The sequence below is a fragment of the Thiorhodovibrio litoralis genome, from assembly GCF_033954455.1.
Classification (GTDB): Bacteria; Pseudomonadota; Gammaproteobacteria; order Chromatiales; family Chromatiaceae; genus Thiorhodovibrio; species Thiorhodovibrio litoralis.
In genome coordinates this window covers 3,006,354-3,022,999 of record NZ_CP121473.1, presented here as the reverse complement: position 1 = coordinate 3,022,999, position 16,646 = coordinate 3,006,354, and the positions used below count along the sequence as shown (strand labels likewise).

General features: G+C 60.3%; 18 protein-coding genes. 5 read left to right on the top strand and 13 right to left on the bottom strand.

Going from position 1 to position 16,646, the window contains the following annotated elements; all coding sequences use genetic code 11:
• Window positions 1-125: 125 nt before the first annotated feature.
• Window positions 126-266, bottom strand: coding sequence for a hypothetical protein (locus tag Thiosp_RS24970; protein WP_323697117.1), 141 nt, complete (start codon window positions 264-266; stop codon window positions 126-128).
• 327 nt (window positions 267-593) lie between these two features.
• On the opposite strand from Thiosp_RS24970, the gene Thiosp_RS13405 reads away from it, so the two are divergent.
• Window positions 594-3,062, top strand: a complete 2,469-nt coding sequence (locus Thiosp_RS13405) for a PAS domain S-box protein (protein ID WP_201068022.1) — start codon at window positions 594-596, stop codon at window positions 3,060-3,062.
• Window positions 3,063-3,130: 68 nt separating this feature from the next.
• Here the strand turns inward: Thiosp_RS13405 and Thiosp_RS13400 are convergent, their stop codons facing one another.
• From Thiosp_RS13400 to Thiosp_RS13390, 3 genes are all read right to left on the bottom strand, one after another.
• A complete protein-coding gene (locus Thiosp_RS13400) occupies window positions 3,131-4,330 on the bottom strand; it encodes an MFS transporter (RefSeq protein WP_201068021.1) in 1,200 nt (399 codons plus the stop codon).
• A 126-nt stretch (window positions 4,331-4,456) separates the two neighbouring features.
• The gene (locus tag Thiosp_RS13395) at window positions 4,457-5,623 is read right to left on the bottom strand and encodes an aminotransferase class I/II-fold pyridoxal phosphate-dependent enzyme (protein WP_242518738.1); all 1,167 of its coding nucleotides are present in this window, start codon (window positions 5,621-5,623) and stop codon (window positions 4,457-4,459) included.
• A gap of 93 nt (window positions 5,624-5,716) precedes the next feature.
• On the bottom strand, window positions 5,717-6,577 hold the full coding sequence (locus tag Thiosp_RS13390) for a hypothetical protein (protein WP_201068020.1): 861 nt from the start codon (window positions 6,575-6,577) through the stop codon (window positions 5,717-5,719).
• Between the two features lie 157 nt (window positions 6,578-6,734).
• Between Thiosp_RS13390 and Thiosp_RS13385 the strand changes: the two genes are divergently transcribed.
• Window positions 6,735-8,012 (top strand): IS4 family transposase, encoded by a 1,278-nt coding sequence (locus Thiosp_RS13385; RefSeq protein ID WP_201068019.1) that lies wholly within the window; start codon window positions 6,735-6,737, stop codon window positions 8,010-8,012.
• Between the two features lie 86 nt (window positions 8,013-8,098).
• On the opposite strand, the gene Thiosp_RS13380 is transcribed toward Thiosp_RS13385, so the two are convergent.
• The 5 genes from Thiosp_RS13380 to Thiosp_RS13355 form a co-directional block, all read right to left on the bottom strand.
• Complete coding sequence (locus Thiosp_RS13380; protein ID WP_201068018.1) at window positions 8,099-8,680, bottom strand: hypothetical protein; 582 nt, start codon at window positions 8,678-8,680, stop codon at window positions 8,099-8,101.
• Window positions 8,681-8,694: 14 nt separating this feature from the next.
• On the bottom strand, window positions 8,695-9,030 hold the full coding sequence (locus Thiosp_RS13375; protein WP_201068017.1) for a hypothetical protein: 336 nt from the start codon (window positions 9,028-9,030) through the stop codon (window positions 8,695-8,697).
• Window positions 9,031-9,304: 274 nt separating this feature from the next.
• A complete protein-coding gene (locus tag Thiosp_RS13370) occupies window positions 9,305-10,309 on the bottom strand; it encodes a TIGR00266 family protein (RefSeq protein WP_201068016.1) in 1,005 nt (334 codons plus the stop codon).
• Between the two features lie 90 nt (window positions 10,310-10,399).
• Window positions 10,400-10,759, bottom strand: coding sequence for a cupin domain-containing protein (locus tag Thiosp_RS13360; RefSeq protein WP_201068015.1), 360 nt, complete (start codon window positions 10,757-10,759; stop codon window positions 10,400-10,402).
• Between the two features lie 55 nt (window positions 10,760-10,814).
• On the bottom strand, window positions 10,815-11,348 hold the full coding sequence (locus tag Thiosp_RS13355; protein ID WP_201068014.1) for a ferritin: 534 nt from the start codon (window positions 11,346-11,348) through the stop codon (window positions 10,815-10,817).
• A gap of 226 nt (window positions 11,349-11,574) precedes the next feature.
• On the opposite strand from Thiosp_RS13355, the gene Thiosp_RS13350 reads away from it, so the two are divergent.
• Together Thiosp_RS13350 and Thiosp_RS13345 are read left to right on the top strand one after the other, a co-directional pair.
• A complete protein-coding gene (locus tag Thiosp_RS13350) occupies window positions 11,575-11,838 on the top strand; it encodes a ribbon-helix-helix protein, CopG family (RefSeq protein WP_201068013.1) in 264 nt (87 codons plus the stop codon).
• Window positions 11,810-12,232: a type II toxin-antitoxin system VapC family toxin gene (locus Thiosp_RS13345; protein ID WP_201068012.1), complete on the top strand. Its 423-nt coding sequence runs from the start codon at window positions 11,810-11,812 to the stop codon at window positions 12,230-12,232. Before Thiosp_RS13350 ends, Thiosp_RS13345 begins: the two co-directional genes overlap by 29 nt.
• A 101-nt stretch (window positions 12,233-12,333) precedes the next feature.
• Here the strand turns inward: Thiosp_RS13345 and Thiosp_RS13340 are convergent, their stop codons facing one another.
• The 3 genes from Thiosp_RS13340 to Thiosp_RS13330 form a co-directional block, all read right to left on the bottom strand.
• Window positions 12,334-13,413: an ABC transporter permease gene (locus tag Thiosp_RS13340; RefSeq protein ID WP_201068011.1), complete on the bottom strand. Its 1,080-nt coding sequence runs from the start codon at window positions 13,411-13,413 to the stop codon at window positions 12,334-12,336.
• Between the two features lie 101 nt (window positions 13,414-13,514).
• The gene (locus Thiosp_RS13335) at window positions 13,515-14,402 is read right to left on the bottom strand and encodes an ABC transporter ATP-binding protein (RefSeq protein ID WP_201068010.1); all 888 of its coding nucleotides are present in this window, start codon (window positions 14,400-14,402) and stop codon (window positions 13,515-13,517) included.
• A gap of 187 nt (window positions 14,403-14,589) precedes the next feature.
• Complete coding sequence (locus Thiosp_RS13330; RefSeq protein WP_201068009.1) at window positions 14,590-14,793, bottom strand: YgaP family membrane protein; 204 nt, start codon at window positions 14,791-14,793, stop codon at window positions 14,590-14,592.
• A 237-nt stretch (window positions 14,794-15,030) separates the two neighbouring features.
• On the opposite strand from Thiosp_RS13330, the gene Thiosp_RS13325 reads away from it, so the two are divergent.
• Complete coding sequence (locus Thiosp_RS13325) at window positions 15,031-16,158, top strand: S1C family serine protease (RefSeq protein WP_201068008.1); 1,128 nt, start codon at window positions 15,031-15,033, stop codon at window positions 16,156-16,158.
• 9 nt (window positions 16,159-16,167) lie between these two features.
• Here the strand turns inward: Thiosp_RS13325 and Thiosp_RS13320 are convergent, their stop codons facing one another.
• A complete protein-coding gene (locus Thiosp_RS13320) occupies window positions 16,168-16,431 on the bottom strand; it encodes an FmdB family zinc ribbon protein (RefSeq protein ID WP_201068007.1) in 264 nt (87 codons plus the stop codon).
• Window positions 16,432-16,646: the final 215 nt, after the last annotated feature.

Sequence of the window (16,646 nt, the reverse complement as noted above, 5' to 3'; positions counted from 1 at the left end):
CTCCGGCCCGCCCTTGACCTGAAGTACGGGCAGTTCTCGACGCGTGCTTGCCTGAACCCGCCTGACCCCCGGCGAACCAGGTAGACACTCCCAGCTCGCGCAAGGCACGCTGCATGGTCTGCACCTTATTGATGCGGTTGTAGCGCTCGATGCCTTCCAGGCCCGACTCCCCACAGCCGCCCATGGCGCGCTTCCTGCCAGGCCGACGAATTGTCAGAGCGGTAGACGCGCAGACTCAGATCAAGGCGCGCGACAAGCTTGTCGATGAAGCGATAGGTCTCCGGAAACAGGTAACCGGTGTCGATTAGGTTTCGACCAGCCTATCGCTTTTCAGTGCCCGTATTCCGTGCGTCTTCCGTCACAGGAGGGTGCTGAGATGACTCGCTTTGCGTCTGTTCGCCAGGGCCTAAACTGGCAAAAAGGAGCGGCCGACCCAGTTGCTAACCGTGTCACAAGAACCGCGCGGTGGCGTTTTTGTGCATTGACGAAGTGTCTCGTGCCCGTTAACATCCCTTCTCAGAGCCCGTCTTTGCTCATCAGGTTGTGTAGTATTTCCGGTCCATATCCCTCGCCGCTCCCGGGAGCCGAATGCCATGTCTTCCGATCAGCACAAGACCAAGCAGGCGCTTATCGACGAGCTGAACCAAGCCCGGCGGCGTATCGCCGAGTTGGAGAGGGGCAGCGGTGTCAGTGATCGGGACGATGAGTGGTCGCGGCGGGAAGAATTGCGCTGGTGTTCCCCACTGGCACAAATCACCGAGGATGCACTGGGGGTGTTAGACACCGCCTACGTCTACCAGCAAGTCAACCCGACTTACGAGCGCCTCTGGGGCCTGCCCAAGGAAGAGATTATTGGCCACTCGGTGACCGATCTTTTTGGAGAAGCGTTGTTTTCCAGCCAACTCAAAGACCGCCTTGACCGCTGCTTGGCCGGGGAGGTGGTCAGGTATTCAGATTGGTTCGAATTTCCGGTCCTGGGCCGCCGACACATGGACGGCACCTATCAGCCGCTGCGTGACCCAGATGGCCGGGTCACCGGCTTGGTGAATCTGGCCCGCGACACGACCGGCCAAGCGCTGGCCGAGGAGCAACTGAATACCTTGCTCCAACAGACCAAGGAAGACCTGGAGCAAGCGGTTCGATTCGCCAATGTTGGCCTGTGGGACTGGGATTTCATCACCAACAAAGTCCGCTATTCCGCCGAATGGAAACGACAAATCGGCTACGCCGACGACGAGATCGGCGATGGCTTCGAGGAATGGCAAAGCCGCGTTCATCCGGATGATTTGGACAAGGCCCTCGCGCATTTCGATCAGGCGATCAACACAAAGGCCGACCGATATGAGCTCGTTTTCCGCTTTCGCCACAAGGACGGCCATTACATCTGGGTGCTGGCCCAAGCCTTCATCCATCGGGATCACGCGGGTAAGCCGATCCGGATCATCGGCTCGCATATCGATATCACCAACCAGAAACAACTCGAGCAAGAACGGCTCCGTCTGGAGGCGATCGCCGAGTGCTCGCCTGACTTTGTCGGAATCGCCGATCTCAACGGCCATGCGCTCTACGTCAATCCCGCCGGACGACAACTGGTGGGGTTGAGCGATCAGGCCGAGATCGGACAGACCCGCATCCCCGACTATCTTTGGCCCGACGATCGACGCGGCGGAGAGGCAAGCGTGGCCGAGGTGCTCAAGAACGGGCGCCTCTCGCGTGAAATCCGCTACCAGCACTTCCTCACCGGCCAAGTGATCGAGATGCAGTGGGATCTGTTCCGTGTCGATGATCCGTTGACGGGACAGCCGCTCTTTCTCGGGACGGTCAGCCGCGATATCACCGAGCGAAATAGAACGGAGCGTGAGCTGACCGAGGCCAAGGAACGAGCCGAGGCTGCCAGCCAGGCTAGGTCTGAGTTCCTGGCCAACATGAGCCATGAGATCCGCACGCCACTCAACGGGGTGATGGGCATGCTCCAGGTGCTCGATGATGCCGAGCTGGAGCCGCAGTTCAAAGAAGCCGTGAGCATCGCCATGGCCTCGTCCCAGACCCTGCTCACTGTGATTAGCGACATTCTCGACTTCTCGAAAATTGAAGCAGGTAAGTTGTCCATCGTCCACGAACCCTTCGACCTCGATGCCCTGCTGCGATCAGTCATCGCGGCTTTTCGCCAGCCGGCAACAAACAAGGGCTTGGCCCTGTACTCCGGCTTGGCCCCGGACCTGCCTGCGCGGGTGCTCGGCGATGCCGCCCGACTGCGCCAGGTACTGTTCAATCTGCTCGGCAATGCCATCAAGTTCACCGAGCGCGGCGAGGTCCGCCTGGACACCCGTGTTCTGCCCGGAAAGGATCCCGCGCAGATGCGCCTAGAGTTCGCGATCAGCGACACCGGCATCGGTATCCCCGCGGACTGGCTCGCCGACATCTTCGAGTCCTTCACCCAGGTGGACAGCTCCAACACCCGGCGCTTCCAGGGCACCGGCCTGGGACTAGCGATTGTCAAACGACTGGTCGGCCTGATGGACGGCCAGGTGACCATCGCGAGCACCCTGGGCCAGGGCACTGAGGTCCGGTTCGACATCAGGGTAGGAACCACTGCCGGCGATGAACCGGCTTCCCGCGAAACCGCCCGGGCGGGGCCGCAGGCTGGGCTGGCAACGACCGAGTCGTTGCAGGTGCTGGTGGTCGATGACGAACCAATGAACACCAAGGTCATGGGCATGATGCTCAAGAAGCTGGGTCACCGGGTGCAGACAGCCGCGAACGGCCGCCAGGCCCTGGACAGGCTCAGAAGCCAGGCGTTCGACCTGGTGTTCATGGATGCGTCGATGCCCGAGATGGACGGCATTGAGGCCACCCGCCGCATCCGGGACAACCAGGATGGCGACTTGGATCCGTCGGTTCCGATCGTCGCCTTAACCGCCCACGCCATGAAGGGGGACCGGGAAAAGTACCTCGCCGCCGGCATGGACGACTACCTGTCTAAGCCCATCGACATCCAAACCCTGCGAGACGTGCTCGACAGGGCAATGGCGAAAGGGAACTTGCGGAGCGAACAAGTTTAGGAGTGAGCGGCATCAAACGGCTTTGTGGAGCGTCGCCGCGGCGCGTCGGAACACGCAATTTCGCTGCTTTACTTGCCCGGCGCCTTACGCAGATCCGGCAGAAAGACTGCGAGCAGACCGATCAGCGGGAGAAAGGCACAAATCTGGTAGACCCGGACAATGCCCCAGAGATCGGCGAGCTGTCCCAGCAGCGCCGCACCGATGCCACCCAGTCCGAAGGCGAGCCCAAAGAAGAGCCCGGAGACGGTGCCGATGCGCCCTGGGATCAGCTCCTGGGCATAGACCACCATGGCCGGAAAGGCCGAGGCCAACAAGAAGCCGATGATCAGGGTCAGCCCCACCGAGGCGCCCAGCCCGACGTAGGGCAGCGCCAGAGTGAAGGGGGCGACCCCGAGGATCGAGATCCAGATCACCCGTTTGCGTCCGATGCGATCCCCGATCGGCCCACCCAGCAGGGTTCCGGCGGCGACCGCGAACAGGAAGAAAAAGAGGTGATATTGCGCCGTCTGGGTGTCGATCTTGTACTGGTGCATCAAGTAGAAGATCAGATAGCTGCTGATGCTGGCCAGGTAGAAGAACTTGGAGAACATGAGTGCGAGCAGAACGGCGAGCGTCCGCGCGACCCGTCCTCGCGGCAGCCCATGATGGTCAACTGGGGCGGTGCGTTTCGGGTTGCGGTGTTGGTGGCGATACCAGAAGCCCACGCCCGTGAGCACCAGCATGGCCAGGAGCGCGATCAGCGAAAAGAATGCGATGCTGCCCTGACCATTGGGTAGCACGATCCAGGCAGCGAGCAGGGGGCCGACCGCTGTGCCCGCATTGCCCCCGACCTGGAAGATCGATTGCGCCAGACCGTGGCGTCCACCCGAGGCCAGGCGTGCCACGCGCGAGGATTCGGGATGGAAGATCGAGGAGCCCGAGCCCACCAGGGCGGCGGCCATCAGCACCATCGGAAAGGTAGATGCCTGCGACAGCAGCAGCAGTCCGCTCAGGGTGCAGCCCATTCCGAACGCCAGCGAGAAAGGCTGGGGATGGCGGTCGGTGTAGTAGCCGACCAGGGGTTGCAGCAAGGAGGCGGTGAACTGAAAGGTCAGGGTGATGAGCCCGATCTGGCCAAAACTCAGGTGCAGTCCGGATTTGAACAGCGGATAAATGGCCAACATCAGCGACTGCATGGTGTCGTTGAGAAAATGCGCGAAGCTGATGGCGGCAAGCACCGGAAAGGCGGTGCGATCAGCCGAGTCGGCGGATTTGGTGCGGTCGTTCATGGCGTGGTCGAAGCCGGATTGAGGATGTTGTAAGGGCGACTGCCTGATTGCTGTGCCCGAGGCCCCAAGATCCCAAGGTTGGTGGCCACACACAGGAGGTCAAGCGGCAGGGATGCGCTTGGGGCGTCAGCCCAGCCAAGCCTGCAGTCGCGAGACGGCCTCCTGCAACTGATCGAGCGGCGCTGCATAGGAAAACCGCACATGCGCGTGATGGCGATAGGCACCAAAGTCGCGTCCGGGCGTGATTGCCACTGCGGTCTGATCCAAGATTTCTGCGGCAAAGCGCGCGCTATCGTCTGTCAGGTCGCTCACATCGGCATAGATGTAAAAGGCGCCAGCCGGAAGTATTGGGATCTTGAAGCCAAGCTCTTGCAGCGCGGGGACCAAGAAATCCCGTCGCTGCCGGAATGCCACGCATCGCTGCGCCAGTACCGCGCTAACCTCTGGATTGAACGCCGCCATTGCGCCTTGTTGGGAGATGGTCGGTGCCGAGATAAACAAGTTCTGGCACAGACGTGCCACCGCCTGCTCATAACGGGCGGGCGTAACCAACCAGCCAAGCCGCCAGCCTGTCATGCCGAAATACTTCGAGAAACCATTGACGATGAAGACGTCGTCGTCCTCCTCATAGAGGGCGGTGCGAACGACACCGTCGTAAACGAGCCCATGGTAGAGTTCATCGACCACCAGGGTACCACCCAATTTACGCACCATGGTGGAGACTTCGCGCAGACCCGCTGGCGTCATTGCGCTGCCGGTCGGATTGGCGGGCGAGCCGAGCAGCACCGCACGGGTGTGCTCGCTCCAGTGCGCGCGGATCAACTCTGGGGTCAACTGGTAATCCACCTCTGGTCCGCAGGGAACCCGACGTGGCACACCCCCCAGCAGGTGAATAAAATTGGTGTTACAGGGATAGCCCGGGTCAGCCAGTAAAACCTCATCGCCCGGGTCGATCAACAGCGAAAAGGCCACCAGCAATGCGGCCGAGGAGCCCGGGACCACCGCGATTCGCTCTGGCGCGGGGCGCACCTCAGGAGGATAGTGCGCGGCGATGAGCGCGCGCAACTCCGGTAAGCCTTCCGCTGGGGTATAGCGCGTGTTCCCAGTCGCCAAGGCGGCCTGGGCGCGTGCCACGATGGGCGCAGGCGTTGGGAAGTCGGGCTCACCCACCTCCAGATGAATGACGTCCCGTCCGGTGTGATCAAGCGCCCGCGCCTTGGCCATCACCTCCATCACATGAAACGGCTGGATGTGCTCCATCCGCGCCGCCAGTCGCTGCTGGCGCTTCGTCATTGCCTACCTCCAGATTTCTCGCGCTCGGTCGCTGCGTAAATCGCATGCGTGTGCATTGATCGAGGGAGTTTATCTCAAATCGGGGTAGGTACTTTATTCATCTGGGCATCGAAAGAGTTGAGAAAAACCTCCCCAATTAGCAATCTGAATATTGAGAAGATTAGGGCTCAGAATTTTCAATCGCGTGACGCCTGAATACTTTTCGTCTTCTTGCGCACATCTGGATTCTAACTTTATTTTGTTACCTTGTTGTTTGGCACTGGTAAAAACACAGTTGCCTTCATGAAATGCAACTCGGAAGCGTTCTCCCTCAGAAATGTAAGGACGGCCTGAATTGTCCCAGGCGATTCGCCCGATGAAGATTCGGGAATCGCCATCCACATCAGCACAGTTGAATACATTGTTGAGTGCCCACCAACCTTCCAGCGGTTTCAGTACGTCGGCTAACGCAACATCCGTGGCTGAGTTCGCTACTGTGTCGCCGCTGTGAATCGCCATGCAGTTATTGTAGGCTTGAGTAAAGGATGCCGAACTTCCCCTTAAACTGACTCGCAATGTACCGAGATTACTTTCCAAGATGAGTTTGTAGCCATGTTTTAGTGCTGCGAGGCCGCTTTTTGATAACGGAAATCCTGAAACGAAGCGATCTTCGAACTGAGATACTTCGGGCTCAACGTAGCCGAAATTGCGCCGATCAATCTTAAAACCGAGGGACGGTAATTTTTGACCAGCTTCTACAGCGAACAATGCTTCATCGCAGGAGGCGTCAGGAAGGAATATAACGGCAATATGGACCCCCAAGTCGGGAAAACGTGTGATCGCCGAGGCTCCGTCCCAACTCCAAGCACCTTGGGTTCCCTGTGCGCGGTTGAAGTTGAACTCAGAATCGGGTGTTCTTGATCCTGGACAACTTGCCTGGTAGACAGCGTTGGTCACGGTGCTGCGGGGGGTCATCGGCCAATGTCGTTAACTTAAGCGTCATCGCGCTGATTTTGCTAAAATTATCGCCTCGATTCCCGATGTTCACCCAATGGAGCACAACCAATGAAGCGCCACACACAAATTGAAATTAAGCCGTCTGAAGTTGCGCATACAAAGTGTATTCCAAAATGTGTACACTGGGATTAATGGTTCACTTTCCAGCGCCGATTTTGTCGCTGAACATCGCCTGAAAGCGGGCGCCTTCACCCGCCAACGCGATCTTCCCTTCGAACGCTTGGTGGCCTTCCTGATGAAACCCCGCGCGCGGAGCACCGAGACCGAACTGGCGAGTTTTTTCGCCGCGCTTGAGGGCGAAGCCGTGGCCTCGGAGGTGCCGACGCGCTCGGCGGTGAGTAAGGCGCGCAAGGGGCTGGCCGCGTCGGTGTTCGAGGCGCTCAACCGCCAAGCCGTGGCGGGGTTTTTCTCTGGTTTTGGTCGCCCAACCTGGCATGGGTTCCGCTTGCGGGCGGTGGATGGGACGACCTTTCGCCTGCCCGATGGCGAGGACATTGAACGGTTTTTTGGGGCTCAGTCCAGCGGACCGGTGCTGGCCCGCGGTTCGCTGCTCTATGACCTGGATCTGGAGATGGTTCTGGACTTCGCCGTGGCGGCCTACTGTGTCAGTGAACTTGAGCTGGCGGTCGATCATCTCAAGGCGACCGCGCCGGGGGATTTGGTCATTTATGATCGCGGGTATCCGGCGTTTTGGCTGTTTGCTCTGCACCGGACCTTGGGGGTCGACTGCGTGATGCGTTTGCCGCGCAAACAGTTCAAGGAAGCCGAGCCGTTTTGGCACAGTGATGCGCCCAGTGCGCTGATCACCTTGCATCCCTCCGCGGAACAAGCGCGCGCGTGCCGCGACCAGGGTGCCGAACCCGATCCGATCACCTTGCGCCTGGTGCGGGTGAAGCTCAAAGGCGGCGAAACCGAGGTGTTGGCCACCACGGTACTGGAGGAGACGCGACTGCCAGCACGGTTGTTCAAAGACCTCTACCACCGGCGTTGGGGACTGGAAGAAGGGGGCTATAAGGTCACCAAGGTGCGCGCAGAGATGGAGAATCTCTCCGGGCGCACGTCGCTGGCGGTGCGCCAGAATATGCACGCGAAGGTGCTGGCGATGAATCTGGCGGCCATGCTGCGCGCGGTGGCCCAGTTGGTGGCCAAACGCCTGTACAAGGCACGCCGGTTTGACTACAAGGTGCGCATGACCAGCGCCTTGTCCCACCTGAGCGATCAGTTGTTTCATCTCCTCTACGCCTCGCCAAGCGGCTGCGCGGAGCTGATCACACGGATCATCCAACGCTTGTCACAAACCACTGAGCAAGTGCGCCCGGGGCGGAGTTTCCCGCGCCACAATCCCGGGCAGCGCAAGGCGGGATACCATATCCCGCACAAGCGGGTCGTCTAAAGTTGACGGCATTGCACAGCGCCCCCGCCCGCGACTCGGTTCGAAAAAAGCCGAAAATTTATGTCCGCTCGGTATATTTTTGCAGCCTATTCACCGTAGAGATTTGTGATGAGGAGCTCGGCGAGCTCCACATTGGTTTCTTCTGGGGCTAGTTCTGGGAATACTTCAGGCACCCAAGAAATCATGAAGAACTGATCGCCCTTGAGAACCAGCATTCTCATCTGGGTTTTTTTTCCTGCCTTTACCTCCCCCATCAGGGCGGAATCCCACTTCGGGCCGTCTATTTCTTTTGTATCTGTAAGGTAGCCTGCAGCCGTATCGTATGCTTGCTGCCCACCGGCAACATTTGCATCGAACCTAACCCCGCTGTAGGGGGTGCCGGGCAAATTGTAACTGCCTACAGGTCTTCCGGATGACGGACTGTTGGCGCCTTGCGCGAATGAGCTGAAACCGGGTGTTTTCATAATAATTTCAACTTCCTCTGCGGAGACGGCGTCCGATATTTCCCATCCGTCGGGAAGCAGGATGCCGCCCTCAGCCTGAGGAGCTTCTTTTTCCTGCAGCGCGGAGGAGCTATCGGTTGTTTCAGTTACCGGGGCTGTTTCTTCTCCGCTAACGCCAAAGGCAAGAACCGGGATGATGGCAAGCAGTGCAATAAATAGTTTCATGATTTTCCGTCCACTTAGTGAAAAACACGGCGGATGTACTGCCGCAGTGCGCGACGATAAAAGAAAACGTAAAGAGTATCAAGTCCGCACCTGGCCCCCACCACCGCAAATCTGCGGCTTTCGATGCGCCCGTGCTTCAGGGCAGGTGGCTCGCGGGAATCCGGCTCGCTGCGCTCCTGAAAGTCCAGCTGAATAGGGCGGCCAGGGTCGGTTGGTTGTCCTTGGCGATGAAAGAGATAGTGCGCGCCGCGTTCGGTGAGATATTTGGCAAGCTTGCGCTGGGTCAGCAGGGCGTCGGCGGTGACGGTCTTGTCGGTGAGCTCGTGGGGTTGGAGCACCAGGATGGCCATACCTATGGCGTTGGTGCGTTTCAGCTCATCGCTTCAAGCGAACGGCAGGGATCGAGTCTTGGATGTGCCACATGCCGCTGAGGCAGGATCAGAAAGCGGGCATTGTTGGCGATCAGATGCAGCCGGTCGAACATGGGCTGGCAGCTTGAACCAGACCAGCGGGAATGTTCAGAACCGAGAGTAAGTTCTTCCACAGTCGGTCAATTAGGAGGAGAAAGGTTTTGCCCTGCGCAACGCTGTCGCAGCCCCATTGTCTCGCGCGGTACTCAAGGAATCAGAAACGATTATCCCCGTCGAGCAGATTGCCAAGACCGCCGAGCACCGAGCCCTCGCCCCGGCTGCCACCGCGCTGCGGTGCCGCCGCCAGCATGCGACCGGCAAGCCGCGAGAAGGGCAGGGACTGCAGCCAGACGCGACCGGGGCCGGTCAACACAGCGAAAAATACCCCTTCACCACCAAATAAAGCAGACTTGATGCCGCCGACCTGCTGTACCTCGAAGCCCACCTGCTGCTCGAAGCCGACAATACAGCCGGTATCCACATGCAGGGTTTCGCCCGCTTCCAGCACCCGCTCTTTCACACAACCACCGGCGTGGATGAATACCAGCCCGTCGCCATCAAGGCGCTGCATGATAAAACCCTCGCCGCCGAACAGGCCGGTGAGAATCTTGCGCTGAAAGAAAATCCCCATGGCCACGCCCTTGGCGCCGCAAAGAAAACTGTCCTTCTGGCAGATCAGCGTGCCGCCAAGGTCCGTTAGATGAACAGGGAGAATGCTGCCAGGGTAGGGCGCACCGAAGGCTACCCGCGCCTTGCCCTGGCCTGTGTGGGTAAAGACGGTCGTGAACAGACTCTCGCCGGTGACCAGCCGCTTGCCGGCGCCGAGCAGCTTATCCATCAAACCGCCGCCCTGTCCGCTGTGGGAGCCATCGCCAAAGACGGTGTCCATCTGAATGGCCGGGTGCTTGTACATCATGGCCCCGGCCTCGGCCACGGCGCTCTCGCCCGGGTCCAGCTCAACCTCAACGAACTGCATCTCGTGGCCGAAGATTTCGTAATCCACCTCATCCGCGCGCGGTCGGGCAGCGGGTGGTGGCGGGGCACCGGCCGGCATCGTGGTGTCGGCTCCGGTCAGCTCGCTGATCTGGGCAATCGGCAGCCAGTCCGCGAAGCCCTCTCGCCAGGCATGACCACTGGGATCGGTGCTGGCGCGAGCGCGCGCTTGGGGTGTGTCCAAGGGGCCAATCTGCTGACCGTTGTAGCTCAGATACCAGATCATCGGATGGTCCTCCTCTGACCATTTTGCGACATGGCAGAGCCGAGCAAACCGCCAAGTAATTTTTCCGCGTTGAACATCGTCTCCTCGTTATTAGTCGTGCTGGTCGGTAGGTCGCATCGCGGTGCCAAAGAAGGCTAGCGCGGTGATGCTTTCCTCGATCTCGAAGAATGCGTGGTCGCAGGATGCGCGCACATACATCAGGGTGCCGGGCTCGACCGGCTGCTCCTCGTCTTCCACGCGCAGCCGGCCGCGGCCTTTGATGATCAAGTAGACCTCGTCTTCCTCATGCGCGGAAGACAGGTCTTTCGAGCCCTTGGGGACGTGATAAAGCGAACAGCTCAACGAGGGAGTGCGCAGAAATTCGCGTATCGAGAGCACATCATCGGGGATGAGCTTCTCGATGTCGGCGAGTTGGAAGATTTCCCAGTCTCCGGTTTGCACGGATTGCATGGTGGCTGTCCTGATGTCGGATGTGAAACGAACGCTGGCGTTTCACGGTGATGCGTCAGCGGGTGTTGCCGATCCAGCCCAGGGTGGGATCGTAAGAGGGCAGGGCGCGCGCGCCAAGCTCCTGGTCGATCATCAACAGGCCCTGGCCCTCGCCCTTGACGATGCGCAGGCGGTCGAGAACGTCTTTGACGTTGGCCTCTTCCTCGACCTGCTCCTTGACGAACCAATCCAGAAAGGCCCCGGCGGCATGATCGCTATGCTCCCGGCACAGAGTGACCAGCTCGTTGATGCCCTTGGAAACCTCGACTTCATGCTGGTAGGTGTCCTCCATCAGCGCGGTGGCGCTCTCCCAGTCCTGCGGCGGCTTGGCGATGGCCGCCAAACGCGCGCGTCCGTCGCGATCGGTGAGGAAATCGAAAAAGCGCGAGACGTGGGTGAGTTCTTCCATCGCCTGCACGCGCATCCAGTGACTGAAACCGCGCAGTCCTTGATGATCGGCCCAGGCGGCCATCGACAGGTAAAGGTAGGAGGAGTAAATCTCCTTGTTGATGTGCTGGTTGAATTTCTCTTCCAGTACTTGCTCGATCATCGGCTGGCCTCGCATTCGGTTGGCATCGCGGAAAGGGGGAAGGGAGATCGCGCTGCGCGTCGGCGTTTTGCGACAGAGCAGCTAGATGAACCGTCAGGTCACCCCGCGATGGATTCAAGAGGCGATTGTATCAGCAGTCTGCCACCCGTGACTTCTGCCTTGCCAATCCTTCGCGACTGGTCTAGTCTGAGCTGTAATACAAACTTGTAGGACAGCCGGCGAAGTCATGAGCATTTCCATTCGCCTCGATCAGGAAACGGAAACAGCGCTGCACCAGCATTTGCGGCAAGCGGGTAAGACGCAGTCTGCCTTTGTGCGCGAGGCCATTCGCGAAAAGCTCGCGCGTTATTTGCCTGATGCGTCAACGCCGTATCAGCTGGGGGAGCCTTTGTTTGGTCGCTATGCGAGCGGTGAATCCGGCCGCAGCGCAGGTCGCAAGGCGCTGATTCGGGAGCGACTGGGTGAAAAGCATCAACGGCATCGTGGTTGACAGTGGCCCGCTGATCGCGCTGTTCGATGGTTCCGATCAATTCCACCAGGAGGCGGTGGATTTCGTAAAAACCCAGTACTGGCCACTGATCACCAACTTCCCGGTGGTCACAGAGGTGGTCTATATGCTGGATTTCTCAGGCCAAGCGCAGCGCGATTTCCTGTTTTGGGCCGAGTCCGCCTTGGTGCTGGACACCGACACACTGACCGATCTGCCGCGCATTCGCGCCTTGCTGGAAAAATACAGTGACCTGCCTGCGGATTTTGCCGATGCTTCCCTGGTTGCACTGTGCGAGCGACGGCGAATCACAACGGTTGCGAGTGTCGATTCCGATTTCACCGTCTATCGCATGCAGGACCGCCGCGGGTTTCGTAATCTCTTTTATTCCTTGTGATTATGTGTGCGCCCCGGTGTAAAACACAGAAAAGCACCTTCAGGCTCTAAGCAGCCGCGACGCGCTCCCGCCTGCTTCCGGTCGACTCATTCCCAGCGAGATTATTCCCAGCGAAACATGCGCGCGGCAATGGCCATGAGTACCGTGCCGATGCCGAGTAGGAGCGCAATCTGCGGTAGCACGTCGATGAGACTGGCGCCGTCGATCATCACCGCGCGGGCGCCTTCGACTAGATAGGTGAGCGGGATGATCTGTGAGGCGGCTTGCGCGGCAGCGCTGGTGCCCTCCATCGAGAACCAGACACCGGAGAGCAGCAGCATGGGCCAGGACAGGAGGTTGAGCAAGCCATCGGCGAGTTCCTCGGTGCGCAGGCGCGAGGCGACCGAAAGGCCGAGACTGATCATGCACAGGGCGCCGGCGGCATACAGGGCGATAAGCGCGAGGTAGGAGCCGCGCATGGGTGGGTCGAGCAGCAGGTAGGCACCAGCATAGACCAGAGCGCTGGCGCTGAGCACCACAATCATACGCGAGAGCACCTGGGCAACCAAGAACTCCATTGGCCGCAGCGGCGTGGCTTTCAGTCGCCGTAGCACGCCGTTTTTGCGGTAGCGCACCACCACCCAGCCGACACCCCACAGGCTCGAGAACATCACATTCATCGCCAGCACGCCGGGTAGCGCCCAGTCGGCGTAGCTGAGTGCCATGCCATCGGCCAGCTGGCGCTGGGGTAGGGCGATTTCCGCGCCGGCGGCGGACGTCGGGTTGCTGTCGGCGGATCGGTACTGGGCGATCAGCAAGTCCTCAAGCATCCGCGCCTGAGACGCTTGCGGGTTGATCCAGTAGCGGGGTAGGTCGCTATCACTCGGGGAGGATTGCGGCGCGGGGGCGACGGTGATCAGCAGATCGAGTTGATGGCGCTCTACCTTGTCGATGGCCACCCGCTGGTCGATGACCGGGATAACGCTGAATTCCGGCCGATCAAGAAAGACCGCCAGTGGACTGCCGGCGGCAGGCTCGCCAAGCACGCCGATTTTGAACAGTGGCTGCTGAGGTCCATCAAAGATAAAGGCAAAGGCTAGAATCATCATGACTGGCATGATGAGATTCCAGATCAGCCCAGCGGTGTCGCGATAGAACTCGCGATTGCGGGCGATGAAAATGGCGTAGATGCGTCCCCACATGGCGGTGGCTCTCTAGCTTTGCGGGCGGCGGTGGGTTGGTCCTTGCGGCCTGACAGCAAATCGCACGGATTCGCGCTCCCGGGTAGTCGCGACCATGCGCATCAGCTGCGCAGGCGGTGGCCGGTGAGTTTCAGAAACAAGTCTTCCAGATTGGGTGTTTCGACCCGCAGCGCGGTCAGTTCGGCGCCGGCGTGGTCCAGTTCCTCGAGCATGGGCGGCACATCGGCGGTTGGGATCTCAATCTCACCGTTGCGCACCAGGGCGCCCGATGGCAGCGCAGTGCCGCTTGGCCAAGCGGCTTCGGGCAGGCGAATCATGGCCCGGGGAAAATGCTCGTGCACCAGTGTCTGCGGCACGCCTTCGGCAATGATGCGGCCCTGATCGACAATGGCAATGTTGTCGCACAGGCGCTCGGCCTCTTCCATGTAGTGCGTGGTCAGCACAATGGTCTTGCCGCGGCGGCGCACGGTTTCGATCAGGCTCCAGAAATTGCGGCGTGATTGCGGATCGAGCCCGGTGGTCGGCTCGTCGAGGAATACCAGATCTGGGTCATTTACCAACGCAATCGCGAGCAGCAAGCGCTGGCGCTGGCCCCCCGAAAGCTTGCGGGTGTCGCGCTTGAGAATATCCTGCAAGTGGCAGAGTGCAATCAGCTCGTCGCGGTCGGCGCGGCGGTGGTAGAGGCTCTCGAACATCGCCAAGGACTCGCCAACGCTCTGGAAGTCCTGCAGCGCCGTAGCCTGGAATTGAATGCCGGTGCGCTCGCGATAGGAAGGGTCGAGTGGAAGGCCGTCGAACAGAATCTCGCCGGACGTCGGGGCCAGGATGCCCTCGAGCATTTCCAGCGTGGTGGTCTTGCCCGCGCCATTGGGGCCGAGCAGGCCAAAGCATTCGCCGCGACGCACGCAAAATGACAGTCCATCGACTGCTCGCACGCCTGGGTAGTCTTTGACCAGATGATGTGCTTCGAGCAGAGAGTCGCAGGTCATTCAGGCCGGGGATGCTGCATGCTGAGGTTGGATGAGGAACCGGTCGGATCGCGGCGCGCTGGGCCGCGGGTGCTCACCCGGTTGCGAGCGAATGCGAGAACTGGATAACTTAGCGCGATCTTGCTTCCTGGTTGTCGTGCGGGGTAGGCGCGTCCTTGCGCCTGCGCCAGAATGCGGCGATCGGCGGTTACTTGCCGTCGCCTGCCTTCATGGTGTTGATTTTCAGCGGCACGTAAGCCAGGCAGGTACGCAGGTAGGCGGTGCCTACGGCAACAAGACCCAGCACGGTAAGGATGATGTTGCCGGTGAAGATGCCAGCCAGCACGAGCAGGCCGCCAACGGCAAAACGGATGTTGCGGTCTTGATCACCAACGTTTTTTGGAAGATCCATAGTTCTCTCCTGAAGTTCAGTGGTTAGAGGTTGCACGGGGAAATGATGTGGGTGGCGCGCCGCCGATAACAAGGCTGTCCGTGCTGACGAGCGGCTCCCAGTCGGTCTGAGCAGTCGGTCTGAAACGACCAAAGATGTCACAGTATACTGTGCGGGCATCGCGGGCGTCCTTGCGTTCTGACAATCGGGATCGGCCACAACGCGACGTCTGACCAAGATAAAAAATACCCCTGAATTATGCACGGATTTTCTCTCTCTCGCGGCCTTTTCTGGGCCGTTATCGCCTTTCTGCTCTTCCTTGCTGGGCGCCCCTGGCTGGAACACTGGCTGATCGGTCTCAACGCCGAGCCGCGCGTGGTGACTGCGCGCGGCGACCTGGCCGCCGACGAGCTGGCCACCATTGAGATTTTCGAGCGGGTCAGCCAATCGGTGGTCTACATCTCGACCATCTCCGAGGTGGCGCTGCCCTGGACGCGCAATCTGGCTGAGGTGCGCCGTGGCACCGGTTCTGGCTTCGTGTGGGACGACCAGGGCCATGTGGTGACCAATTTCCATGTGATCGCGGGCGCGAGCCGGGCGCAGGTGAGGCTGGCGGATCAGCGCACCTATGCCGCCAATCTGATCGGCGCCAGTCAGGAGCATGACCTGGCCGTGCTGCGCATCGAGGTGCCCATTGCCGGCCCGCGCGCGGTCACCATCGGTGCCAGTAAGGACTTGCGCGTCGGTCAGAAGGTCTTCGCCATCGGCAACCCGTTTGGCCTCGATTACAGCCTGACCACGGGCGTGGTTTCGGCGCTCGACCGGACCATTGTCTCCGAGGATGGGACCGAAATTCGCCGGCTGATCCAAACCGACGCCGCCATCAACCCGGGCAACTCCGGCGGTCCGCTGATCGACAGTGCCGGGCGACTGATCGGGGTGAATACCGCCATTTTCAGCCCGACCGGGGGCTTCTCCGGCATCGGCTTTTCGGTGCCGGTTGATACCGTCAATCGAGTGGTGCCGCAGCTAATTGCCTACGGGCGCTATATCCGCCCGCGGCTTGGCATTTTTGCCGACGATGACGCGAGTCGCGCAGTGCTCAAGGAGCTCGGGGTTAGCGGTGTGCTGATTCTGCGCGTTGAGTCCGGCTCCCCGGCCGACCGCGCCGGGCTGCGTACCACCCGGCTGACGGCGGGCGGCGGGGTGATTCCCGGGGACATCATTCAGTCGGTCAACGGGCGTGAGGTAGAGGGAATGGGCGACCTGATCGAGATCCTGGAGGATTTCCAGATCGGCGATCAGGTGCGCCTTCGTATCTGGCGTAATGGCCAGGTCGCGGAGCTAACGGTCACGCTGGGCGGTCAGCTGCCGCAACTGGATTAGGTGCCCGGCTCAGTTGAGCCCGCACATGCCAGACGGGCAGCAGCCGCCGGTGCCACAGGCGGGCGCGGGCGCCATGCCGCTGCCCAGGCTGTTGCTCGAGATCAGGTTGCCGCCGTTGGCCATGCGATAAACCGGCGTGTCTTCGGGCGTGTCACCGCACGAAATCTTGGCCTGCGCGCACAGCTCACCCCAGGTGGCCAGGGACTCGCTCATGCGGTGGTTGACTTCCACCACCTGGCCGTTGGCATCGCAGCGATAGTCATAAGTGGGCATGGTCGTACCTCGTCTTCAAAATCGGGGTTATGGAATATCAGGGTTTCCTAATGGGCGAAATTATACCGAAAAACAGCCTGCTGCAAAGACCTCGCCGGCTCGCTGCATCGCTCGCAGCGCTGTCCTCAAGGTGGAGCCCGAATAGCTGACGCAATCGTTGACGGTGTCGATCCTCAACGCCTGCCCTCCCCGGATATGCGCTCGGGGGGTGAGAC